Annotated in this window: 24 protein-coding genes; 12 read left to right on the plus strand and 12 right to left on the minus strand. The window is 32.4% G+C overall.

Features of this window, described 5'->3' with window-relative positions:
* Positions 1–41 precede the first annotated feature (41 nt).
* Positions 42–1,349, minus strand: a complete 1,308-nt coding sequence (locus GQR94_RS18040; RefSeq protein ID WP_158977855.1) for a TolC family protein — start codon at positions 1,347–1,349, stop codon at positions 42–44.
* Between the two features lie 714 nt (positions 1,350–2,063).
* Positions 2,064–3,521: an NAD(P)/FAD-dependent oxidoreductase gene (locus GQR94_RS18045; protein WP_158977857.1), complete on the minus strand. Its 1,458-nt coding sequence runs from the start codon at positions 3,519–3,521 to the stop codon at positions 2,064–2,066.
* A 229-nt stretch (positions 3,522–3,750) separates the two neighbouring features.
* Between GQR94_RS18045 and msrB the strand changes: the two genes are divergently transcribed.
* From msrB to msrA (GQR94_RS18060), 3 genes are read left to right on the plus strand one after another with little or no spacing between them, the layout of a single operon-like run.
* Positions 3,751–4,206 carry a peptide-methionine (R)-S-oxide reductase MsrB gene (msrB, locus tag GQR94_RS18050; protein ID WP_158977859.1) on the plus strand — a complete coding sequence of 152 codons (456 nt, stop codon included), beginning with the start codon at positions 3,751–3,753 and terminating at the stop codon, positions 4,204–4,206.
* 12 nt (positions 4,207–4,218) lie between these two features.
* Complete coding sequence (msrA, locus tag GQR94_RS18055) at positions 4,219–4,746, plus strand: peptide-methionine (S)-S-oxide reductase MsrA (RefSeq protein WP_158977861.1); 528 nt, start codon at positions 4,219–4,221, stop codon at positions 4,744–4,746.
* Between the two features lie 12 nt (positions 4,747–4,758).
* A complete protein-coding gene (msrA, locus tag GQR94_RS18060; RefSeq protein ID WP_158977863.1) occupies positions 4,759–5,250 on the plus strand; it encodes a peptide-methionine (S)-S-oxide reductase MsrA in 492 nt (163 codons plus the stop codon).
* A 52-nt stretch (positions 5,251–5,302) separates the two neighbouring features.
* Here msrA (GQR94_RS18060) and GQR94_RS18065 read toward each other — a convergent pair whose 3' ends face one another.
* Complete coding sequence (locus tag GQR94_RS18065) at positions 5,303–5,716, minus strand: DoxX family protein (RefSeq protein WP_158977865.1); 414 nt, start codon at positions 5,714–5,716, stop codon at positions 5,303–5,305.
* Between the two features lie 231 nt (positions 5,717–5,947).
* Between GQR94_RS18065 and GQR94_RS18070 the strand changes: the two genes are divergently transcribed.
* The 4 genes from GQR94_RS18070 to GQR94_RS18085 are packed head-to-tail and all read left to right on the plus strand — an operon-like array spanning position 5,948 to position 8,892.
* Positions 5,948–6,751, plus strand: coding sequence for a hypothetical protein (locus tag GQR94_RS18070; RefSeq protein WP_158977867.1), 804 nt, complete (start codon positions 5,948–5,950; stop codon positions 6,749–6,751).
* A complete protein-coding gene (locus tag GQR94_RS18075) occupies positions 6,744–7,973 on the plus strand; it encodes a hypothetical protein (RefSeq protein ID WP_158977869.1) in 1,230 nt (409 codons plus the stop codon). Before GQR94_RS18070 ends, GQR94_RS18075 begins: the two co-directional genes overlap by 8 nt.
* Before the next feature lie 9 nt (positions 7,974–7,982).
* Entirely contained in the window at positions 7,983–8,543 is a 561-nt protein-coding gene (locus GQR94_RS18080; protein WP_158977871.1) for a LemA family protein, read from the plus strand.
* Entirely contained in the window at positions 8,524–8,892 is a 369-nt protein-coding gene (locus GQR94_RS18085; RefSeq protein WP_158977873.1) for a hypothetical protein, read from the plus strand. The genes GQR94_RS18080 and GQR94_RS18085 overlap by 20 nt, the downstream gene beginning before the upstream one ends.
* 54 nt (positions 8,893–8,946) lie before the next feature.
* On the opposite strand, the gene GQR94_RS18090 is transcribed toward GQR94_RS18085, so the two are convergent.
* From GQR94_RS18090 to GQR94_RS18125, 8 genes are all read right to left on the minus strand, one after another.
* Positions 8,947–9,300, minus strand: coding sequence for a pyruvate kinase (locus GQR94_RS18090; RefSeq protein WP_158977875.1), 354 nt, complete (start codon positions 9,298–9,300; stop codon positions 8,947–8,949).
* Positions 9,301–9,401: 101 nt separating this feature from the next.
* The gene (gene rpiA, locus GQR94_RS18095) at positions 9,402–10,103 is read right to left on the minus strand and encodes a ribose-5-phosphate isomerase RpiA (RefSeq protein ID WP_158977877.1); all 702 of its coding nucleotides are present in this window, start codon (positions 10,101–10,103) and stop codon (positions 9,402–9,404) included.
* A 30-nt stretch (positions 10,104–10,133) separates the two neighbouring features.
* Entirely contained in the window at positions 10,134–10,610 is a 477-nt protein-coding gene (locus tag GQR94_RS18100; RefSeq protein ID WP_158977879.1) for a DUF305 domain-containing protein, read from the minus strand.
* Between the two features lie 638 nt (positions 10,611–11,248).
* Positions 11,249–13,750, minus strand: a complete 2,502-nt coding sequence (locus GQR94_RS18105) for a heavy metal translocating P-type ATPase (RefSeq protein WP_158977881.1) — start codon at positions 13,748–13,750, stop codon at positions 11,249–11,251.
* Positions 13,751–13,819: 69 nt separating this feature from the next.
* Positions 13,820–14,377 carry an AraC family transcriptional regulator gene (locus GQR94_RS18110; protein ID WP_158977883.1) on the minus strand — a complete coding sequence of 186 codons (558 nt, stop codon included), beginning with the start codon at positions 14,375–14,377 and terminating at the stop codon, positions 13,820–13,822.
* A 555-nt stretch (positions 14,378–14,932) separates the two neighbouring features.
* The gene (locus tag GQR94_RS18115; protein WP_158977885.1) at positions 14,933–15,310 is read right to left on the minus strand and encodes a hypothetical protein; all 378 of its coding nucleotides are present in this window, start codon (positions 15,308–15,310) and stop codon (positions 14,933–14,935) included.
* A gap of 15 nt (positions 15,311–15,325) precedes the next feature.
* Positions 15,326–15,859: a hypothetical protein gene (locus tag GQR94_RS18120; RefSeq protein WP_158977887.1), complete on the minus strand. Its 534-nt coding sequence runs from the start codon at positions 15,857–15,859 to the stop codon at positions 15,326–15,328.
* Positions 15,860–15,936: 77 nt separating this feature from the next.
* Positions 15,937–18,795, minus strand: a complete 2,859-nt coding sequence (locus GQR94_RS18125) for a VIT domain-containing protein (RefSeq protein WP_158977889.1) — start codon at positions 18,793–18,795, stop codon at positions 15,937–15,939.
* Positions 18,796–19,180: 385 nt separating this feature from the next.
* Here GQR94_RS18125 and GQR94_RS18130 point away from each other — a divergent pair, with 385 nt between their 5' ends.
* From GQR94_RS18130 to GQR94_RS22980, 3 genes are all read left to right on the plus strand, one after another.
* The gene (locus tag GQR94_RS18130; protein ID WP_158977890.1) at positions 19,181–20,974 is read left to right on the plus strand and encodes a hypothetical protein; all 1,794 of its coding nucleotides are present in this window, start codon (positions 19,181–19,183) and stop codon (positions 20,972–20,974) included.
* A gap of 102 nt (positions 20,975–21,076) precedes the next feature.
* A complete protein-coding gene (locus tag GQR94_RS18135; protein WP_158977892.1) occupies positions 21,077–21,304 on the plus strand; it encodes a hypothetical protein in 228 nt (75 codons plus the stop codon).
* 210 nt (positions 21,305–21,514) lie between these two features.
* Positions 21,515–21,625, plus strand: a complete 111-nt coding sequence (locus GQR94_RS22980) for a DUF2237 family protein (protein ID WP_370458300.1) — start codon at positions 21,515–21,517, stop codon at positions 21,623–21,625.
* A 62-nt stretch (positions 21,626–21,687) separates the two neighbouring features.
* On the opposite strand, the gene GQR94_RS18145 is transcribed toward GQR94_RS22980, so the two are convergent.
* Positions 21,688–22,944, minus strand: a complete 1,257-nt coding sequence (locus tag GQR94_RS18145; protein WP_158977894.1) for an NAD(P)/FAD-dependent oxidoreductase — start codon at positions 22,942–22,944, stop codon at positions 21,688–21,690.
* Positions 22,945–23,218: 274 nt separating this feature from the next.
* Between GQR94_RS18145 and GQR94_RS18150 the strand changes: the two genes are divergently transcribed.
* Both GQR94_RS18150 and GQR94_RS18155 read left to right on the plus strand, forming a co-directional pair.
* Positions 23,219–23,743: a glutathione peroxidase gene (locus tag GQR94_RS18150; protein ID WP_158977896.1), complete on the plus strand. Its 525-nt coding sequence runs from the start codon at positions 23,219–23,221 to the stop codon at positions 23,741–23,743.
* The gene (locus tag GQR94_RS18155; protein WP_158977898.1) at positions 23,743–24,168 is read left to right on the plus strand and encodes a hypothetical protein; all 426 of its coding nucleotides are present in this window, start codon (positions 23,743–23,745) and stop codon (positions 24,166–24,168) included. Before GQR94_RS18150 ends, GQR94_RS18155 begins: the two co-directional genes overlap by 1 nt.
* Positions 24,169–24,171 lie beyond the last annotated feature (3 nt).

Below are 24,171 nucleotides of genomic sequence, written 5' to 3' on the forward strand. Positions count from 1 at the left end.
AAGTATTGGTACCTTCCCCTTCGAAAGATTAAGGCAATAATTTATTTCGTTAAAAATTGTAAATAAGCTTGTGCGTAATTGTATTCAAAAATAGTTTGGTAATATTCCAATTGTTTTTGAGCATATTGGGTATCGGCGAGTAATAAATCTGATGTTTTTTCTAAACCTTCCTTAAACCTATTGGTTCTAATACGCAATGATTCTTCTGATTGTTCCATGGCTAATGCACTCAGTTTTAATTTATTTTTGGAATCTAAAAAAGAACGTTTTGCTTTATTTAATTCTAAATTACTTTGTGATACATATTGATTGTATTCTAATTTAGATTTTTCGAATTCGGACTTACTTTTTTGCACTTTGCCAAAACGTTTCGCCCCTTGAAAAATATCCCAGCTTAATTGTGCACCAAATAGGTATCCATTGGCATCGCCTTGAAAAATTTGATCGTCATACAATTCATAACTACCAAAGGCATTTAATCGTGGCAGAAAGGCCATTTTATCTGCTTTATTCATGGCTTCATAAGCATTTGACGCTAATTGCATCGCTTTAATATCTGAACGGTTTTCAGAAATTGTCTTATCTTCAATAGTCAACGTAGAAACGGTTAATTCATCAGCAGGTATGTATACTACATAGGTTTTATCATTCATTAAAAATGATAAATAATTAGATGCATTTTGAACATTACTCTTAGCGGTTTGTAATTGATTTTGAATTTCGGTAACACGTACTTCAACATTCAATACATCTGCACGTTGTAAATACCCTTGTTTAAAACTATCATCTGCTAATTTTTTATTAGCATTTGCAGCGTCTAAGGCTTTTTCTAAAACCTCCACTGCTTTGTAAGCTAATTGTAATTGCATGTATGCTTTATCGACTTCAAATACTAAATAATCTTGTGTACGTTCTGTCTTTAAAGACATAGCGTCCATTTTAGATTTAGCAGCTTTACGCTGATAAAGTCCGTCGAAATTTATTAATGGTTGCTGAATTTCAAATTTTGTAGCGTAATTTTCAATTTGGGAAGGATCATTTAATAATGCTGGACTAAAATCATTTGCTGTTAAAATTTCCTGATTTAATTTAGATCCAAAAGCCATTAAAGGATTTGTGGTTGCCATTGCAGTGTGACTTGCTGTAATGTTGGGTAAAAACACAGCATTGGTTTGTCTATAATCTGCTTGAGCTTGAGTGAATTCTTCTTCTGAAATTTTAATAGCTGTATTATGGTCAGACACTTTAGTCTGGACTTCAGTTTTAGTAATTGGCACTAATTCTTGTGCATGCAAAAATAGAGAGCCAAAACATAAAATGAGCATTGGTAAGTATGTTGTTTTTTTCATGCTATATAATTTTCTGAGACAAAAATACATTAGTAAATAACCGAAGTCAGTAACAAAGGTTACTTAACAAAAAGTGCCCTTTTTTTAATTAAAGAATGCTAATTATTTAACTGTTAAAAATTTAATCTTTTTCAAAACATACCGCTAACTCCTAACCTCAAATTAATCCCTTGTTTCTATATCTTCTTTAACTAAAATATTTTCAATAATTAACTCGGCTGCGTTAAGAAGTAAAACTAGGTTTATATTAAATGAAAATGCTTTCGGTTAATGTACCGACCAATTAGAAAAACGCAATTCAATCTCCATAAAATTGAGTTTTATATTACTTTTTTTAGCTAGTACTATAAATGTAAAGCAAGACAGTCGTAAATAAAATGACCTAAGTCATTCAGCTCTTTTTTAGGCTGTTAGTAGCTTTTATTTAAAAAAAAAAAGCATCCATAATTTCTTATAAATGCCTTTTCAATTATCAACTAAAAAACAGATAGCAACATCAATTAACTTTTCTAGTGCCTCCATGTCCGCCTGCAACTACAAGCATTATTTTTATACTTAAATAAATAAATTTAAAAAACTGAATGATGGGGTTCATCATTTTAAATTTTTGATATTTTGATATTCTTTGTGTCATGTTATTTTATATTTTCATTTGCTAAATACGGATACTGAATACTTTGTTTATTCAGGAATCTCTTTTAAAAAGTTTTATTCCTATTCAGGAATTAACCACCAAAATGGTCGCATTTTAGCTTTATAAATAAAGGCATAGTGCAACGCCAATTTCAGCCAATGCCCTGCTAAACCAATTTCTCCAAATGTTTTTCCTAATTGTCTTCCTTGAGTTTTCGGGTATTTTTCATAATCTGGAACAATTGGAAATGTAGTGATGCTTACACCACTTCCTTTAGTGATACCATAACCCGCAGAAGCAATACAAGCGGCTCCCATATTACCTAAACTCCCTTTGTGATTCAAGGATTCTTTTCCGCCTTTTATAGAATCTATAATATTGTCGGCCACCAATTTTGCGGTCATACCAGATGGCATTCCAGTACGTGGTGGTGCAGGGGAAATAGCTGTACCGTTTTTGCTCATTCTAGGTTTAGAAATAGCATGTGGAGGAGCAAAGGCAATTCCTGGGGCGAAAATATTTTTATAACTTGGGTTTTGATAGGTTTCTGGCCAATCTTTAACGGACCATTCTTCGTAAGGTTTTGGTGTGTAATCAGCATCAACTAACATAAACCCTTTAAAAAGTTTTTCTGTAATGTCGTTTTCATTTTTATCATAGGCTTTAAAACCATGACCAGAAAATGAAGGTATTAACATGGCGAAATCATAAGCTTCTGTTTTATATTCTCCATCTAAATTTTCGTAATGTGCAATTCCATCTTCAATCTTGTTAACTCCAGCTCCAAGAATCCATTTTATATCGCGATCTTCAAAAATCATTTCAACCATTTCATGAGATTTCATGGTCATGCTTCCGTAACTTAATAACATACCATCCATTCCAAAATCACCTAATTGATATTCATTAGAAATCCAAGTAACTTCAGCCATATCACGTACATTATGCTCGCGTAATTCTTGTTCTACATTTAAAATATACTCAAAAGCAGCACCTTGACAGGTAGATTTTGCATGGCCAGTACCAATTAGAATTTTAACCTTCTTACCAGATTTCATTTCTTGAATTACGTTATTTAATCCTTCCCAGGCATGATCTGAATGTGCATAGGTACAAACGGAATACGTTTTATTCTGTCCTGGAATTAAACCTTCAGTCGCTTCAAAATTCAATTTAGGACCAGTGGCATTGATCAAATAATCGTAGGTTACTTTTTCTTGCTGGCCTTTATTTTCCCCTGCTACATATTCAGATAAAACATAAGGCTTTTCTTCATTTTTATCGCCTTCCGGAAAAAAGGCTATTGCTTTTGCTTGCTTGTAGCCAATACCTTTTTTCTTATATAAAGGTGCTAAGGGAAAATGGATTTTGTCAGAATTCATTCTGCCAATTCCTACCCAAATATTAGAAGGAACCCATTGGTAATTACTGTTAGGAGATACCACAATAATTTCATGGTTTTTAGACAGCTTTCTTCGTAGATGTGAAGCTGCTACATGGCCAGAAATACCTGCTCCTAAAATAACAATTTTAGACATTTTGTTTAGTTTTAGATAAAATTAATGAGTTTACCACCTTTCTACAGTAACATTGGTTACACTGTTAAAAATTCTATCGTAACAAGAGGTCACTTTACATTTAAATTAGAGTTGTATGTTTAAGGTAGATTAACCGACTAATTTTTCTAGTAATAAAGCACGTGCCCCTTAAGCTTTTGAAGTATATTTAGACCAAAAATTGAATCATTTTAAAAAAAGGAAAATTGTTATGTTAACATGGAAAAACATTATTTCGTTTGCCACAACAGGAAATCCTGAGCCTGATAAACGAGTAGAGAAAACTGAAGAAGAATGGAAAGCGCAATTAACTCCTGAGCAATATAGAGTTATGCGTAAAAAAGGTACAGAAGCACCACATACCGGAGCGCTTTGTACTAGTTACGAATCAGGTCAATATAATTGTGCTTGTTGCAATACTCCTCTTTTTGATTCGACCATAAAATTTGAATCTGGAACAGGTTGGCCTAGTTTTACGCAACCTATAAAAGAAAATGCAATTAAGTATTTTAAAGATTCTTCTTTTGGGATGGTTCGGGTAGAAGTATTGTGTAATACTTGTGATGCGCATTTAGGACACATTTTTCCTGATGGACCAGAACCAAGTGGACTTCGATATTGCATAAATTCGGAATCTATGGTGTTAGATTCTTCAGAGGTAAATTAAAATTAAGTTGAAATGTCACAAAATGAAACGGCTACTTTTGGTGGTGGTTGCTTCTGGTGTTTAGAAGCTATTTTTAGACAGATTGAAGGTGTTACGGATGTAGTTTCGGGATATGCAGGCGGTAATTGCCCTGGTACACCAACCTACAGAGAAGTGTGTTCTGGTAAGACGGGACACGCAGAAGTGATTAGGGTTGAATTTGATCGTGGTATTATTCGTTATAAAGATCTTTTAAATATCTTTATGAACAATCATAACCCTACCTTAAAAACAAACATTAATGGTACGTATGGTTCACAATACCGCTCTATAATTTTGTATGAATCGAAGGCACATCAAAAAATAGCCCAAGAAATAATTTATTTACAGCATGAAAAGGGTACTAAAAAGATACTTACAGAAGTAATAGAATTAAAACAGTTTTACCAAGCAGAAGAATACCATCAGGATTATTTTACCAAAAATAAGGAAGCTGCCTATTGTAGTCGGATAATCACGCCGAAATTAGAAAAATTAAACAAGGAATTATATAAAAAATAGAACCTTAAATTTATGAGTGCATTTAAAAAAGCATATATCGCAGGTGGATGTTTTTGGGGAATGGAAGATCTATTTCGCGTACGTCCAGGAATTAAAGATACGGAGGTAGGTTACATTGGTGGAGATAATGAAAATCCTACCTATCACAACCATTCTAGCCATGCAGAAGGGGTAGAGCTTACCTACGATCCTTCAGAAACTTCGTTTAAAGAGATTTTAGATTATTTCTTTAGAATTCATAACCCTACAACATTAGACCAACAAGGAAATGATAGAGGCTCTAGTTACCGATCTACTATCTTTTTTCAGAATGAAGAAGAGAAAGCAATAGCCGAAGAAGTAATTGCTTTAGTCAATAAGTCTAACAGATGGGGAGCAGATGCTGTAACCACCTTAGAACCTTATACCACCTTTTGGTTGGCAGAACCAGAACACCAAGATTTTTTGTTGAAAAGGCCTAATGGATATACATGCCATTTTGAGCGCTTTGCTACATTTTTATAATTTATAAAGCCGACAAGTTTAATGTCGGCTTTTACTTTTAGTAGGTCTAGATTTAAACTACTTTTTTTAAAACAGTTTGTTGTTTTTGTTGTTTTTTTTGAAGCTTTTTTGTTTCCTTCATTTTTTTATAGACGACATAATTTACTAAGAGTGCAATTAGACAAGCTACAGCAGTAGCACCATTACCATCTTTAGCCAATAAGTGAGCTAGTATTCCAAAGAATAAGTTCATAAAGAATCCTGCATAAGCCCATTCACGAATCCAATTGGTTTTATTTAGGATTAGAATAGCAATCCCTATAACTTGTGCCGCTCCGATGACTTGTAATAGATAGGTAGGATACCCTAATTTAATAATTTTAAGGACTATAACATCGTAATTAATAATACTATTGCCTACCGCTCCCAGGATGGCTAAAGAAAAAAATAGTAAAGAAATAACATAGTAGGTTTTTAGATTTTTCATGGGGTTAAGTTTTAATTATTAGCTTTAAACTAGTCCTAATTAAATTTGGAAGCTCATTAAATAGTATGAAATGTTCTTATCTATAGGCGTTTGGTATCTATTTATCGTTAGGAATATTAATTTACAGGATATTCTGAGGAATTTAGCGATAGTTTGTGCTTGTTTAAATACTAAAAAAATAGATGCTCCGTTTTTTATATTTGTGTATTATTACGAGGCATATCTATTTTTATGAAAAAAATAATAATCTTCATTAGCGTTTTAGTAGTATGCAGTTCTTGTATTTCAAGATTAGTGCGACCTGCCTTATCAGGAACTATTGTAGATTTTAATGGAAACCCAATAGATAGTTGTTTGGTTGGTGAAACAGTAACAGATCATAATGGGACTTTTTATTTAAAGGAAATTAGAAAAAATTATTTTTTCATTACAGAACTTTTCGTCATGGAAGCACCTCCATTATTCGTGAGTGAACAAATTTCAAAAACAAATTACACCACAACCGTATTTCAAAATTTTCATAGTCGTGGAGGAGGAGGATTAAAAGGAGCCCACTGGAAATTGGATACACTCTATTTAAAAAAAGAGAACTTCAAAATTGATACTACTTTTTTAAGTCAAAAATGGAAAGTCGCTGCCACCAAAAATTTAGATAGCCTTTACATTATAAAATCTAATTTTCTAGAGCTTTGTAAATTACAGAATTGTTCTAGAATTTATGACGAATATTCCAAGTACAGTAACAATACCTATTATAATAAATCTAAAAACTTACCCGATAGCATTGTTCAAAAAACAATAGAACTAGACTTATCTACTACACATAGTTTCGCAGCTACTAAAATTATCCAATATGGAGATAAAACAGGAAAAAGTACTATTCGTAAAGCTAATGATACTTTAACGACTACAGGGGAATGGAATTTTAAGGATGATTTATTGCTTTTTAATAGTAATTTTGATGAATTAAATGGAAAATATGAGGTTGAAGAAAACGATTATGAATATTTGTTAGTCATTAAAGTAGATGAATGAAACTTTAGAATTATTGACAAAAAATGAGGCAACAACAGCAGGAATTATTTTTTTGATGATTTTTAGTTGCTTCGTAGCTCTATTTCATACCGTTATTTTTTCAGGACTTTTTAAAGCCAAATTTAATGGATGGTTATTTTTTGTTATCAACCCACTACTTGTATTACTTTCTAGTTTAATTTATAAGCCCATTACTTATGTAATGTTTGGCCTACTCTTTATTTCTGTATTTATTCTAGCCTTTATAGGAATAATATATTCCGGAATATCAGGCGTAAAGAAGGCTCGTATAGAACAAGATAAAATTAATAAAAAATATGATATTGAGGCAACACCTATCTGGAAGAAACTTCTAGGTTACCTAGCTGTTTTAGTAGTTATAATTGCTTTATATTACGTTGGCTTTTATGCCATTTTCTTTTTGCTTTTTGCCATTCCATTTCTAAAATTTATACTACCCAATACTAAAAGTAGATTCTTAAAATACCAAAGTACGCTGCCTACCTCTAAAATTAGATCTGTGGCAATGGGCTTAGCGGAAATTGAAGGAAAATTAAGAACCATTGAGCATTTAGAATCGCCCATAGGTTCCATACCATGTATTGGGTATAGGTATAAAATAGAAAATATTAGTACGGATAAAGATGGAGACAAAAGCTACAGTAGTATTTTTGATGAGATTAAATGTAATACATTTTATGTCTTAGACGAGACAGGAATTATTAAGGTAATACCAGATAAAATAGAATTTGTATACGTATCAGAATATGATTCATATATAGGGTCAGGTAAACGATATACCCAATATTTATTGCAAGAAAATGATAGTGTGTTACTTATAGGAAAGGCAAGTATACAGTCCGATAATGAATTAATATTTGAGTATGAAAATATAAAAAAAGTATTTGCAATTGCTCCTTCAGAAAATGTAAAACATTATAATACGTTTAAACCATTGTTAAATTCGCTTACACTTTTTTGCTCATTCTTTGGTTTTTTAGTAGCGGTAGTATTAGTGACACCTATAGATATTACAAAACATAAAATAAGTATTAGCGAACCACAATTTTTCGATTCAAATCAAACGGAATCCATCTATGAAATTGAATATGATAGCGCTACGGAAACTGACGGTTCCTATGAAGAAAATGAAGACTTTAATCCACAAAAAGCAAATAATTCTTATAATTCACCATATCAAGATTCTGAACCAACTAACTAAATAAAAAAAATGAGTCCATTAATTTCGTATTCCATTATTGCTTTATTAATCGTAGGTATAATTAGTGTAATTATTTCTGCTTATAACAAGTTAATAATGCTAAAAAACAATGTAGATAAAGCATTTTTCAATATTGATGTGCTTTTAAAACAGCGTGCAGATGAGATTCCAAATCTGATTAAAGTTGTTAAAGAAAGCATGCATTATGAAGAAGCTACGCTTACAAAACTTACAGAACTTAGAACTTCTTATTTTAGCTCCAACAAGCAAGAAGAAAAGATAGGGTTATCAAATCAAATGGATGCATTGGTAAATTCCATTTTTGTGATCTCAGAGAATTATCCTGACTTAAAGGCAAATAAAAATTTTACCATGCTACAGCAAAGGGTTTCTGGAATAGAAGATGCTATTGCCGATCGCAGAGAATTTTATAATGAAAGCATTAATATGTATAATATTGGAATTGCAGAATTCCCTCCCGTTATTTTAGCAAAATTATTAGGGTATAAAGAAAAGGCCTTATTACAGATCACCGCTTTAGAAAAAAAATATGACGGAATTCAGTTTTAAATTTATTGATTTATTGCTTTTATTTGAGAAAACCCCAATGCTAATGGTTATGTGGGCAGCTTTCGGATATATTTTTTCGTCTTTTATTTTATTAATTCCATCCATGATTCTAAGAAAAATGGGGGTAATGTTTAAACTTGATAAGATAATGGGAGTAGTGGGTGTTATAATTGTATTGACATGGTTGGTAGGGTTTATCACTCAAATGATACTTCTATTCACTGACGTTCCAGGATCCAAAATGTTTATTATTTGGATTTTAATGCTATTTACATTTATCATATTTGCAATTACAAATTATCAAATGATCGTAAAATATTTGAATACGATAGGGAAGACCAAATCATAAATAGCGATAGAATTATACTAAAAGAAGTAGTGGTAATAGCAGATAACTAAATTATTACTGTTGGTTATTTTCTTTAAACTTTGAGTATATCCATTGTTTTTCTCTTAAAGAGAATTTCTTTTGTTCAAACCAATCGTAGGCGGCTATTTTTTCGTTTTCTATTTGAGCATTGCGTATGGCTTGTAAGGAAACTAAATGCCAATGCGTGCCTCTTTGTCGCGCAACAGAGTATCCAATATCTTCTGTGATGAACGAGATTTTTGGCTCATTGTATAAGCGCGTGCCATTTTTCAAGATAGCTAAAGTCTTCGTTAATTTTTCTACTTCAGAAAATGAATATCTGATGAAATCATCAAAACCATCTTGTTTTGTATTGTATACTTTATCTCCAACCTTTAATCTATCCATGCTTATCTAAAGTTTGCAAAAATAAGCCGAACATCGTTTTTAGACTAGGGTAGTGGTTTATTACTTATTAACAAATAATTAGCACGCTATTAGTCAGTGTTTTACGAGTTTTTTTTATTTGGTTTATTTTTTTTAAAATGAATTACTTTGGACCCCTTTCCCATTAGTATTAAGTCAGTTGTAGTTAAAAATAAGCCCGTTTCTACTATTCCAGGAATAGCAACCAATTCCTGATTGAGATGTTCTAAATTATAGAAAGGCATGATGTTTAAATCTAAAATATAATTATTTTCATCTGTAATAGATACACTATTATCTTTTTTTCTGAGGATGGGGTCTAAGCCCTTTTCCTGTAATAGAGCTGCTATTTTTTTGGTTGCAAAAGGGATGGTTTCAATCGGAAGTCTAAATGCTCCCAAACGATGTACTTGTTTAGCTGAATCGGTAATTATAATGTTGAATTCAGAGCTTGATGCGATTATTTTTTCGCGTAATAATGCACCGCCCCCACCTTTAATTAATTGAAGATAGGAATCAAATTCATCGGCACCATCAATGGTGATATCGATTTTTTTAGCCTCCTCTAGTGAAATAATTTTTATACCGTTTTCTTGAGCTAATTTCTCTGTAGCCTCTGATGTGGGTACACCATTGATGTTTAGTCCTTCGTTCTTAATTCTTTTGCCTAAATGGGCAATCATATAGGCAGCAGTAGAACCTGTTCCTAGACCTATGGTCATATGATTTTTAATCAATTTAACAGCAGCTATTGCAGCTAATTCTTTTTCAGAAATTTTAGTCATTATGGTTGTATTGAATAAGTTCACTATAAATTAATCATTCTCCAAACGTTTTATCATAGCTTTCATTTCTATGATCTCTTTTTTCTGCGCTTCAATTATTTCTTTGGAAAGCTTTTTTACTTCGGGATCTTGTATATCAGCCCGTTCACTGGTTAAAATAGCTATGGAATGATGTGGTATCATTGCTTTCAACCATAAAACATCTCCTATGATAGGTCCTTGTTTTCTTACTAAGATTAACGCAGTCATAAATAATAAAATGCTTGTTAAAACAATCGCTATATTTTTTTTCTTGTTTTTATACATAGAGCGCATCGCTACAAACATAATAATAGCCATAGTAGAAATACCCAAACAGCTCATATAAAAACGTGTTAAGCTAAAATAAATATGATCTATTTCATAAGTGTTTAAGTACATGGTAATGTACATACAAACAAAAGATGCTACAAGCATCAAAACAAATTTAGTATACGTTTTGCTTTTCATGTGATCAGTAGTATTCATAGTGGATTGTTTAGATTGTTATTTTAATCTCCCGAAAACTTGTAAACTAAAGTAAAATTCCATCTAACACCGGTACTAAACCTACAAGAGAAATACTCCTAAAATTTCAGTATTGAAGTTAACGCTACTTTTAGAATTCGTATGCATCATCCAAAGAAAAAAAAACAAAATTAATTTCTAAGACAAACATTTTGCAACGTTCCATTCTTTTAAAAAACATAGCCCTTAATGTTCTCTGCTGATTCTCAAGAGATTTATAGCGAAGTATAAATACATCTTTATAATCACTATGTTTATCAACCTTAGTTATACGTTTAATTAAAACGAAAACATAATTTTAGAATTCCAATTTTAGTGTGAATTAAGTATTCGTTATTTACTCAAAAATAAAACGCATTGGCAATTTGTTTTAATTCTAAAGAATATATTTTTGATTCGTTCTGAAGTGAATTTGAATGCCTTAAATTATCAAAAAAAAGTTTACCTTGTTCTCAAAGGAAATGATTATCGTGAATTTCATTTCAATCCATGCCACTTAATTACAGACCATTGATGCTCCATATCAGAAAGTGAACGCATAAGAAAAGCCTTAAGTACAATGTTTTTAGCATACCTAAGGCTTTTTTTATTTTAACCAGTTATGAATCTATTTTCACACTTTTTAAACGTAATGCGTTGGTTATAACAGATACAGAACTAAAACTCATGGCTAAAGCTGCTATCATAGGAGATAACAACATCCCGAAAAACGGAAACAATACTCCAGCAGCAATAGGGATACCAATCGTATTGTAAATTAGGGCGAAAAATAAATTCTGTTTTATATTTTTCATGACCGCTTCACTCAGGCTTCTTGCTTTTACAATGCCGTGTAAATCTCCTTTTACTAAAGTAATCATAGCACTTTCAATAGCAACATCGGTACCGGTACCCATAGCGATGCCTACATTACTTTGTGCTAGGGCAGGAGCATCATTTATTCCGTCACCGGCCATAGCCACAATATGCCCTTCATCTTGTAATTTTTTTACTTCATTTAATTTGTTTTCAGGCAACATTCCTGCTTTAAAATCAGCTAAATTTAATTGCTTAGCAACAGCGGCAGCCGTTTCATGATTGTCTCCAGTAAGCATGATTACGGCAATGCCTTTCTCTTGTAAAGCCTTGATAGCTTTTGCACTGGTAGCTTTTATTTTATCGCCAATAACCACATAACCAACAACTGTAGTGCCTACGGAAAGATAGGATACCGTTTTTCCTTCTTTTTGATAGGATAGTACCTCATCTGCGACATTCTGAAAAATTTTTGCATCAGCATGCGCCATCATTTTTTCATTTCCTAAGCAGATTTTTTCACCCTTAATTTCTCCTTCAACCCCTTTACCGGTTACTGCATTGAATTTTTCTATGGTTAAGACTTCCGTCTTTTGCTCTTTACCGTACTTCAGGGTCGCTGCAGCAAGCGGATGTTCACTCTGATTATTTAATGCAACAATAAATTTTAATACCTCCTTCTCAGATAAATCACTCACTACACCAATTTTTTCAACAGTAGGTTTCCCTTCTGTAATAGTTCCTGTTTTATCTACAATTAAAGTATCTACTTTATCCATGATTTCTAAAGCTTCAGCATTTTTTATCAAAACGCCATTCTTAGCACCACTACCTACACCCACCATAATAGACATAGGCGTTGCTAAGCCCAAAGCACAAGGACAAGCAATTATTAATACCGAAATAGCATTTACTAAAGCAAAAACATAGGCCGGATCTGGTCCCCAAATTGCCCAAACAATAAAAGTTATGATTGAAATAAAAACCACAACAGGCACAAAATACCCAGAAACCTTATCTGCCAAATTCTGAATGGGAGCGCGGCTACGACTCGCATCATTTACCATTTTTACGATTTGTGATAAAAGGGTTTCATTCCCTACTTTTTCAGCTTCCATTAAGAAGGATTGGTTTCCATTTATGGTTCCGCTATTTACCTTATCCGCTACTGTTTTGCTTACGGGTAATGGTTCACCAGAAATCATGGACTCATCAACAGTAGTATGACCTTCCGTAATAGCACCATCAACAGGAATTTTCTCTCCGGGTTTTACTCTTAGAATATCTCCCTTTTTAATTATATCAATAGAAACTTCCTTTTCCTGACCATCGACAACTAAGACTGCTTTATTAGGGGCTAATTTTAGAAGTTCTTTTACCGCAGTGTTTGTTCTGCTGTGTGCTCTAGCTTCTAGCACTTGTCCCATTAAAACTAAAGTAAGAATTACCGTTGCAGCTTCAAAATACACATGTACAGCTCCTGTCTCCGTTTTAAACTGTGCAGGGAAAAAGTCTGGAAATAACATTCCGAAAAAACTAAAAATCCAAGCAACACCTGCACCAATACCGATTAGCGTAAACATATTTAGGTTCCAAGTTATTACACTTCTATAGGCTCTTTGGAAAAATATCCAAGTGGCATAAAAAACTACTGGGATTGAAAGAATGAATTGTACCCAGTTCCACCATTTTTGCTCCATAAATGTGTACAATGGGTTATTTGGTATCATTTCACTCATTGCGATGATGAAAATTGGAAGTGTAAAACCAAAAGCTGTCCAGAATTTCTTCAAAAGTTTTTTATACGTTTTTTCCTCGGCAGAAGTATCTGGTTGCATCGGAACTAAATCCATTCCGCAAATAGGACAACTACCAGGTTCATCGCGAATAATTTCAGGATGCATGGGGCAAGTCCATTGTTCGGCACTAGGGACATTTAAATTTTGTTCTTCCACTAAGTCCATTCCGCACACGGGACAATCCCCAGGTTTGTCATAGGTTTTATCTCCTTCGCAATGCATAGGGCAATAAAATGTACCGGTACCTTGAGTTATTGGTTTTTTTTCTATTTTTTCTTTTGTATGCTGGTGATCTCCTGGCATGTGAATACTATAACCTCCACCATCAGCAGCTAATGCTTCTTGAAAAGTTTTTAAGGAGATGTGAGAATCCATTGAAATAGTAGCTTCAGCCTTTTCTAAATCTACTGCAACGCTGTGAACTCCATCAACTTTAGAAAGCGTTTCTTCAACATGTGTTCTACAGCCATTACAGCTCATTCCGTGAATATGATAGGTATGTTCCATTTGCTTCAATTTTATTGTGTAAAATTAAACAGAAGCCATGAGAAAGCTTTACATAATTCGGATTCTTATTTATACAATTTGGTCTAGTTTCTTTCTATTCCAATGTTCTAAATTTTTATACGCACTCATAGACATCCCTGTAATCGTTTTAAATTGTCGCGATAAGTGGCTACTCGATTTATAATTTAAAGTGTAAGCGATTTCAGAAAAATTTAATTGCCCTAATTGTATGTATTCTTTTACTTTTTCAATTTTTAGATTGATGATGTATTTCTCTAAAGTAAGTCCCTCTAATTTGCTAAACAATTTACTCAAATAAGGTTCTGTTTTCCCCATTTCATTAGCAATTATTGTAAATAGGTTTATTGTATTTTCCTCGTGTATTTTTTGAATTAGTTTTACTTTTAATTGCTCAACGATAGACTCTTCTTCGTTTAGTATCAATTCAAAACCTAGTTTTTTTAATTGAAGGGCAAGATTTTCTCTTTGGTTTTGAGCACTTGGAATAGCGGACACTTTTCCTAATTCAATAGCAGAAACTTCATAATTATTGGTGCTAAAAATATCTAAAACAGCTGCAATACATCTGTTGCAAACCATATTTTTTATGTAGAAAGTAGAACTCATGGCTTCACGGGATATTTTCTTGTTGTGGTATTAAAAAATTAGTCCATTTAAATGAATACAACTTACGACTAAAAATAGTGTTTTTTGACTAGTTTTTTAAAGAATGTAAACCTGCTAATTCTTACTAGACTATATTTACAATCGATTTTATACATTTGATAATTAACACCTAATCTAAAGCACCCTATTGGACACTTGCAAATATGTTCTTTTTACAGCCGATAACAAATATGTTGTGGAGTATCTCTTGAGGCAATTGGTGTTGAGTACGAGTATCACTGAAGCTCTAATTTTTGAGAATTATGATCAAGCTGTGGGTTTTAAAAAAATGCTGGTTAGAGATTGTAAATTAGAGTGTTCTATTAACACGTATATTGATTAAGATACCAACTGGAGTTATTCATTATAGTACGCTATATCATATAGAAAGGATTCACCATAATATTCTTCATTAACATGTATAGGCTTATTTTATAAATCATAAGGAAACTCTTATCAATTTAGGAATACCCGCTCTAAATAAGCGGTTATTGTATAGCTGTTATTTCTAATAATTTAAATATCTTTTTGTGTTAATTCTAAGTAGCTGTCCTTTCCAAAAGTCACATAATACATGGGATATATTAAGACTATGATAGCAAGGATTAAAAATACCATGCTTTTTGTCAAGAAGAAAATTAGGACAAGCCCGAACATGACTACTTTGAAAATACTTTCATATTTAAAAGAATTTAACTCTAGAACAAGCTCTTGATCATCAGAGATATTTAATTCCAGTGTTTGACTGCCACACCAAGCGGCTTTGGCCAAAACTGTATGAGATCCCGTTGCTACTTCATATTCTTTGGTCTCTTTCTTAATGATTCCAACCTCCTGTCCGTCTATATGAATTTTCGCAATTCCGGAGTTATTGTTAATTATTATTTTCCCCATTTTATATTTTAAAAATTAGTTAACAGTATCGTTTATAGAATACACATTACGAGCCAATTCTGGATGCTTACAAGCTACTGCCTGACTAATTTTCTCTAACTTTTTACCAGTATCATTCGTTAAAACATAGACATACACATTATCAGTAGAATGTTGTCTTATTAATAATTCTCCTTCTTCAATGGTATCACGATTAAAACCATCTACCAAACAACATCCGCGAAGGTCTTGACTTTCGTATCTTATGTTACTAATATCGTCTAATAAGCCTTTTTCTTGAAGTTGTGCTTTTATGTTTTCTAATTCTTGTTCGCCTTGTTCATTTAATATACAAGCAAATACTCCATATTCTCCAAATCCAGAATCAGTACCTTCCGACTCAGGTTTGTAATATTTTAATAACACTTGAGGCACAACTTTGTGGTTTTTTGATGTAGTATATCTTTTGAATGAAGGATCAATAAATCCTAAAAGTCCTTTTCCTGCCCCCGTTGTTTTCTTGAAAAAGGACTTATCTAATATTTTTTTTGCTACATCTTGATTGCTCATATTATTTATGTTTGATGATTATATATGTGTTTATAATGAATGGTTGTTTACTCTTTTATAGTTTACGAACATTCGTCTTACTTCGTAAATTTAATAGTTCCAATCTTAAAATCGCCACTTTTAGTAGGTTCTAGTTGAAGGGTCAAGACTTCTTTTTGCTCTTCTTTTGTTCCAAAGTTTGTATATACTAAGGCTCTTACGGTGACATTGCCCAATGCAGTTTGTTTTCTTGTACCATAAAAATTAACATCTATACCATATGCGCCATCTATAGCATGCTTAAGTCTAAACTCTTCAGGGCCATATCCTTGTGTAATGTCATTGGAAATTCTTCCGCCTAAGCGCGTATTCTTGTTGCTATAACTACACTTTTCTTTATTAGGATCTGTAATCCATAAATCAATATCTGTTTCATTAGCATCCCAGTCAATAACAATTCTAACATCTACAGGCATATGTTTTAGAAAACATGGGTTTATAAAAGAGACATCTAATTTATTCTTATGCTTATATATAATATTGTTGATGTCATGAAGGGTGATTAATTCTATACCATTAAAACGAGAGATAATACCTGCATCCCAATTTTTATCTATGACATGGTATAAGCTATTAATTGCTTCCTGATTTTTTCCTAATTCCGCATAGGTTAGTCCTAAATCGATGTACGAATGTGGTTCGAAGGATCTTGTTTCAAGGACTTCTTTAAATACTGCTAAAGCTTCTTTAAAAAACTTAAATTCGTAAAGCTTTCTACCTAAGGTGCGCAGTAATTCTGTATTTTCTAATTCTAATTCTGCAAGATTGGAAATTACACGTAAACCGTCTTCTTTTTGGTTGTTTTGAAACATATAGGTGGCTACATCAAAATAGAAAGAAGGGTTTGTGCCATTTTCATCCTTTAATTCTAAATATTTATCATAAACATTTTCTTTTGCAACAGATTTCAAGGTATTTATATAAGGTGCTTTACTGTCCCATGTTGCAATTGTTATTGTAGGCTTGCTTTTCTTCTTTTTAGAGCTACTTTCACTTGACTTACTTTCAGAAGCAACTTCATCCATCTCCATTTCCATAATAGCTTGTGGAGCTTCTGAAATTTGATCTCTTGAAATCAGTTCTACTGGTTCAATATTTACATCATTTCCGTCTCGACTCATACTTATAGCTTTTTGAATTGGTGGATTTTCCCACCAATTATAATCTTCACTAAATGTTCGACATAAGTTTGAAATTCTTTCTTTTTTTAGGTCTTTTTTTTGCTGATTTTGCATCGAAATACGCTTGAAATATTCTTCTTGTAGTGAAGCTGGGGGAACAATTTTGTACTGCACGTAATCTGCTACATCGTCTAATACAATTAAAGAGGTATTTGGAGTTACAAGGCTATATTTTTTTCCGTGCGCTTTTATTTCAGCTGTATTTTGGGAAACCAATAATGTTTTTAACTTTTTCTGCGCCCAAATGCGCTCTCCTAAATTATGATCTAATGCTTCAGTATTATCAATAAGTATACGCTTTGTTTCCGTTATTTCACCTCCAAATCCAAAATGCAGTGTTAACTCCGCTTTATCACCTTCAATTTTACCAGACATGCTGAATTTGTTTCCTATTTTTTCTCTACTATTTGGGAATATTTCTTTTATTTTGTTAGCATCAAACTCCGCCTTTATAAACTGTTTTTGTTCATGGGTAACCTTATCAATCGCTTGGTTTTCAGAGGTTTCAAACGCGTTGATATAGATGCCATTTGAACAAATGGCGAAATATTCTAATAAACTGTGGTTCGCAATATTAGAGGTGTTAATAGCTATAATAGGAGCTTCGAAATTAGTTTTGTTTTTTTCTCCGAAATTAGATATACCATCTGAGAATAAGAGTATTTCATCGGTTTTGAATTTCGAGAAATCTATACTATTTATAGAAGTACCACCATCATGCTTTTCCGCTTTTAAAGCGCTAATAAGCTTTTCATTTTTTCCAGAATTTAATTCATATGTATTGGAACTATGAATGGCATTGGAAAATGTTACAACCTGTACTTGACCTATTTTCATCCAGTTTAAATAACCCTCAAGGATGGCAATTTCTTTCTCTAAATCTCTACTTTTTGCGGAGGAAGATACATCCCAAAGGAGTGTTATCTTATTAGGAGTGTCCTTTTTGCGTTGCTCAGGTTTTATATCAAGATGGGTATAAAAATAATTGTCTGAAGTAACCGCGCCTTTATATGTTACTACTTTTGATATTTTTTTAGGCTTTGGAATGGCAAAGGTTAAATTGCTATCCATTGTTTTATTTTCTTCCCTATAATCACTAATGTAGGAGTTTCGAGCTGCTGTAAATTCTAAATTGATTTGCGGATGATCGCTCTTTAAAACTTTTGGTTTATTTAATACAACTTCAACCTTTACAGAAAAGGTTTTTAATACGTTTTTTATTTGTAAGGGGAGTTGATAAATATAATTAGCTGCATCACCACTTATTTCTTGCTCAAAGGCTATAATTGCTTTTTTATATCCTTTCGCAGGAATGGGATACACTCGAGCTTTAAAATTATTTCCCTTGGTGATTTCCGCAAGGCCTGGGTCAACATTTCTACGTGTTACAGCCTCAAAAGCTTGGGTAGCAATTTCTTTGTCTACAATGACCCCTTCTCGCATTTCTCCATTTACATCTAAAGCAAAACGAGAAATTGTAACGCCATTACCTAAAGGGAAATTTAACTCACCTTCCATCACTCGGTCATTAGCATTGTAAAAACGCATTTCTAGAGTAGTGGTTGCAACATTATCTATGATAAAAACATCAATATCGAGATCATTTAATAGGATAGGTTTACTCGTATTGTCTGTTGTCTTAATGATAGGAATTCCTTGCGCAGAGGCAATTCTTGAGAATAGTAAGATTAAAATAAGAATAGGATATTTTTTCATAGTTTAATATTTCCAATAGATTCTAAGCGTGGCCTGTTATTCTTTATAACGAACATATATTCAGCTATTGTATAAATATAGGATTTAATACCTATTTATAGGTAGGTTTATTTTTTAGATGATTACCTGTTTTTTATATCGTTTAAAAAAGATAGGACAGTGTATTCTTACGATTGCTAGCTCTTCAATAGTAAAACAGCTATTTTAATACGTGTTTCTTGGTAAAATTAACAGCAAGTTAGGTTCGGTGACTTTACGAAGGTTGCCTGCAGTTAAACACTGCCATTTCAACATGTTAAAAAATGATAATTATCATATTCTATGGCAATTAATTGTATCAGTTTTGATCTAAATTACCTAGTAAGAATTTATTAAATACATTATTATGAAGGCACATTCTTTTCATATTCCTGTGATGGGAATAGGTTTTACCATTGACACACCCTTAAAAGTTTCACATCTTGGTATTGATTCTGCTGTTTCATTGGTAGACGATATTTTGGTAGAAAAATTGAGGAAAATGTATTCCAATATATTTAACCAAGCCTATACTGAAATTACAGAAGATTTTGAAGATTTCAGAGCTAAACGAATCACTTCCTATTTAAATTTGGTCAAAAGTATTGCTGAGAAAAAATTTAAGGAACTTAAGAATATAACAGATGGAGTTAATGATAGTTTAAAGGAGTATTTTGATTTTTTACCCGAAACATCTGTTTTTAAACAGCAGTTTAATGACTTTATTTCAAAGCATTACACGATCGCTGAATTGAAAGATTTCTTAGAAGATACTTTACGAATGGGGAGTATTGATGTTAATATTATGACGAAAGTGGATAAAGAAAATTTCCATAAAAAAGAAAAATTACCATCAATTTATAACGACGCACATGCCGCACTTAGAGGGTATGCCAACAGTGATTTGATGTCTTCTGTAATATTTTCTGCAGGTATGAACCCAAGACTCTATAGTTATTTAGAAGAGTTTGAAGACTTTTATCCCGATAAAGAAGGAGTTATAAAAAAGAAAATAGTTTTAAAGGTAAGCGATTACAGATCGGCATTAATCCAAGGAAAATTTTTAGCTAAAAAAGGATTATGGGTATCGGAATATAGAATAGAATCCGGACTTAATTGCGGTGGACATGCTTTTGCAACTGATGGGTATCTCTTAGGGCCCATATTGGCACAATTTAGAGATCAAAGAGAAGAGTTTATAAGTGAAACCAATGCTATCTTTAAAAAAGCATTAACGCTTAAAAAACGTCACGTTTCAGAAGTGCCTTTACCCGTTAAATTTACGGCTCAAGGCGGCGTAGGGACTGCAGAAGAACACAATTTTTTATTACAGCATTATAAAATAGATTCTATTGGATGGGGGACTCCTTTTTTGCTGGTTCCAAATGCAACAACGGTAGATGATGAGACCTTAAAAAAAATGGTGAAAGCCAAAGAAAATGACCTGTATTTAAGTAATATTTCTCCATTAGGAATACCTTTTCATAGCCTTAAAAGCAACACGAAAGATGAAGAAAAAAGGGCTTTAATCGCTAAAGATAGACCAGGGAGTTCTTGCCCCAAAAAGTTTGTAGCATTGAATAAAGAGTTTACAGAAAAAGGTATTTGTACCGCTTCTCGGCAATATCAGCATTTGAGGATTAAAGATTTAGAGAAAGAAAATCTTACCCCTGAAATGTATCAAAAAGAATATGAAAAAATTACAGAAAAGTCATGTACTTGCGTTGGGTTAGGAACTTCTGCTTTGCTAAAATATAACTTAGATACAAAAACAGAAGGAGAGGGAGTTTCCGTTTGTCCTGGACCTAACTTAGCATATTTTTCAAAGATTATGGATTTGAAGGAAATTATCGGTCATATTTATGGGGAATCCAATGTTATAAAACGGACTGATCGACCTAATATTTTTATAAAAGAGCTTACTATTTACATCGATTACCTGAAAAATAAGTTTGAAGAAGCTGGTGCTTTAATAGATGACAAGCAGAAAAAATATTTAGCGCTGTTTGTTAAAAATTTAAATGATGGCATCATATATTATAAAAATGTATTCAATACTTGCGAAAAAGAGTTTGAAAACTCCTATGCTCATGTTTTAGTTGAATTAGATTTTAATGAAAATTTATTGAACCAATTAAAGCAGAAAATAGAAAAAGCCTGAAAAATTTACTAAATATATCTTAAAAAAGCAGAATCATTCAATTTTAGTTGTTTATTTCCCTTTGTTTAATTATATTTATTTTTGTCTAAACAAAAAAGAACTATGGATATTTTAGAAGAAGCGACAATCTTTGAAAAAGCCAAAATGAGTCATATGTCAACGAGTGATAGAGTGGTAGCTTCAAGAGAAGCAAAACGACTCATTTTAGCGATTAACGAGCAATATAAAGAAACCAAAGATGAGGATTTAATGGAAGTTATGAAAAGGTTAACTGTTAAGAAGAAAAAGATTGAAATTAGATTAAAAGGAAAACCTGACTCAGGAATCTGATGTTATGTTGGGTCGTAGTACATGAAATGCATTAATATCTATTTTGTAAGGCTGTTTAAAAATTGTTTTAGCAGTTTTCTATCTAGATTTTGCTAGGTGATTGAAAAGAATCGTGGTCTCCACATTTTTAATTACCATTAGCAAAACAAGAGATTTACACTTTATTAAATCTCGAAGAAATGTTTTTTATACACCGATTCTTCATTTAAAATTTTAGGTTTAAAACCTAAATTCAAATGGTGCTTATGTATTTCTAGATGGTCAGAAGCCAAACGGAAAAGCAAAGCACCATTTGTTGTATTTAAAACTTTCAGTAGCTAGCTATTTTAGATGAATGCACTTTATGTTAAGTAAGGGATTAGGTTATTTTTTGAAATCTTAACTTAAGATAATATCGTTCCAGAAATAGTTTCTATAACCGCCAAAGCAGCTCTTTCTCCAGAGATCATAGCGGCATTTAAAGAACCATTAAGTTGTGTGTCCCCTGCCAAAAAAATACTAGAAGTTAAGCGTGTTTCTGATGGAGTCATTTCATAACGTAAATGGTCTAAATTTGGTAATGCTGCTGGTATGTGGTATAATTTTAGGAAGCTAGTGTCTTCTATGTTACAATATTCTTTCAATTCCAATTCTACTTTTTCAATAAGAGCTTTATCTGTTAGGTTTTGATTATCGATAACGCTTACAGAAAGCAATTCTTTATTTGATGTTGTATTTGTTTTTAGACTGGTATGGTAAAAGATATTGTTTATTACTGAACCTTGATTTGGAATAAGTCCGATTAATGCCTTATGAATAACTCTTTTCTCAACTTCAAAATATAGCGTGTAGCATGATTTCCATAATGTTTTTTGATTTCTCAATCTAGAAATTAATGGACTTGCTTCTGTGGCCACAATCGTAAAATCACTTTCTAATTGTGCGCCATCACCAAGTTCAATTTGGGTATCTTTAATAGCTTTTACTTTTGTATTGAATTTAAATGTAGTGCGTGTTAATTTTTCTGAGAGCTGTTGCGGTATCGCTCCAATTCCGGCTTTTGGTAAAGCAGCATAGCCTTCTCCAAACATTTTATAAACAAATTTAAACATGCTACTCGGAGTATCTAATTTGTTTTCCAAAAAGATACCACTGAAAAATGGCATGAAGAAATCGGCAATCATTTCTTTAGAAAAGCCTAAACCTTTTAAATACGATAAGGTGGTCTGTTCTTCTTCTGAAAATAGAGCTAGGAGTGATTTTTTATTTAATTCACGATTTAATTTTAATGTTAATAGTTTGTCAGAAAAGGTTCCTATTCCTGAAAATAGGGTAGGGAATAGTAAGGTCATATCTCGCAAAGGGTCGCCAAGGACCTTTTGATTGCCATTTTTAAAAATAGCCGCACCAGGTAAGAATTTTTGTAATTCTAAAGCTTTAAAATCAAGGTATTTTTGTGCTGCTGGGTAGGCCGTTAATACTACTTGAAAACCATGGTCTAATTGATATCCTTGGACAATATCTGTTTTAACCCTTCCACCAACACGATCTGAAGCTTCAAGAATAACAGGAGAAAACCCACTTTGTTCAAGTACGGTAGCTGCAATTAAACCGCTAATTCCTGCACCTATTATATATATCTTAGGTTCCTGTCGCTCCATTTTTAATTTTGTTTAATTATTTAAAATTATTAATAAACAAAATTAGTATTTTTGAAATAGGAATACGCATCATTTTCTATTTTTCTCTAGGTTTAAAATATATAAAGAGAAAGGGTGGGGTGTAAGGAACAAGTTTAGAGCGTAAGGACGTATATAACTCAGGTTATTATAGCACGATCAGAATTAAATATTATATCTATTTTGTAGCACTAAAGGAATAGTACCATCATCATATTATAAACTGTTGTTGTGTGTAAATTTTTAAAAGCATCATATGAAATTAACGAATAAAGCAAAAGTAGCTCCGAGTAGTTCCCACGAATTACAAAACCCATCTATCTATGATGTCGCAATAAATACTATAGATGGAACACCAATAGCTCTAAATACCTTTAAAGGCAAAAAACTACTTTTTGTTAATGTGGCTTCAGAATGCGGATTTACAAAACAATATAAAGAGCTACAAACTTTAAGTGATACGTATGGAGATAAACTTGTTGTAATTGGTTCACCTTGTAATCAATTTGGTCAACAAGAGCCTGGTGAAGCCTCACAAATTCAGGAATTTTGTTCGTTGAATTTTGGAGTTACGTTTTTGCTTACAGAAAAATTAGCTGTGAAAGGCCCCAAGCAGCACCCACTTTATGAATGGCTTACCAATAAATCATTAAATGGTAAAAAGAGTTCTAGTGTAAAGTGGAATTTTCAGAAATACCTTGTAGATGATAAGGGGCAATTTATAGATTATTATTTCTCGATAACGAAACCACTAAGCACTAAAATAACCAAACACTTATAATGGCTATAGCGATTATAGGACTTTTGATAGATTTTGGTTTGGTTGTTTTAATTTGGATGATACAATGTGTTGTGTATCCAAGTTTTGGCTATTACACTCAAGAAAACCTTATTGTTTGGCATAAAAAGTATACTGCTCGTTTTAGTTTTATCGTTGTTCCGTTACTAGTAAGTCAGCTTAGTCTTTCTATTTATGAAGTGGCATTGGGGACTAATTTTTTTACTGTTTTACGTTTGATGCTTATCGTTGCTGTCTGGTGTTCTACTTTTTTTCAATTTGTTCCTATGCATATAAAAATTTCTATTGGAATAGTCAATGACCAACTACTTGATTCTTTAGTTCATAAAAACTGGATTAGAACCTTTGTATGGACATTCCTCTTTCTACACCATTTGTATTTTTATTTAAGTTTTGAAGTACGCTAGTGT

The organism is Cellulophaga sp. L1A9 (assembly GCF_009797025.1).
Lineage (GTDB): Bacteria > Bacteroidota > Bacteroidia > Flavobacteriales > Flavobacteriaceae > Cellulophaga.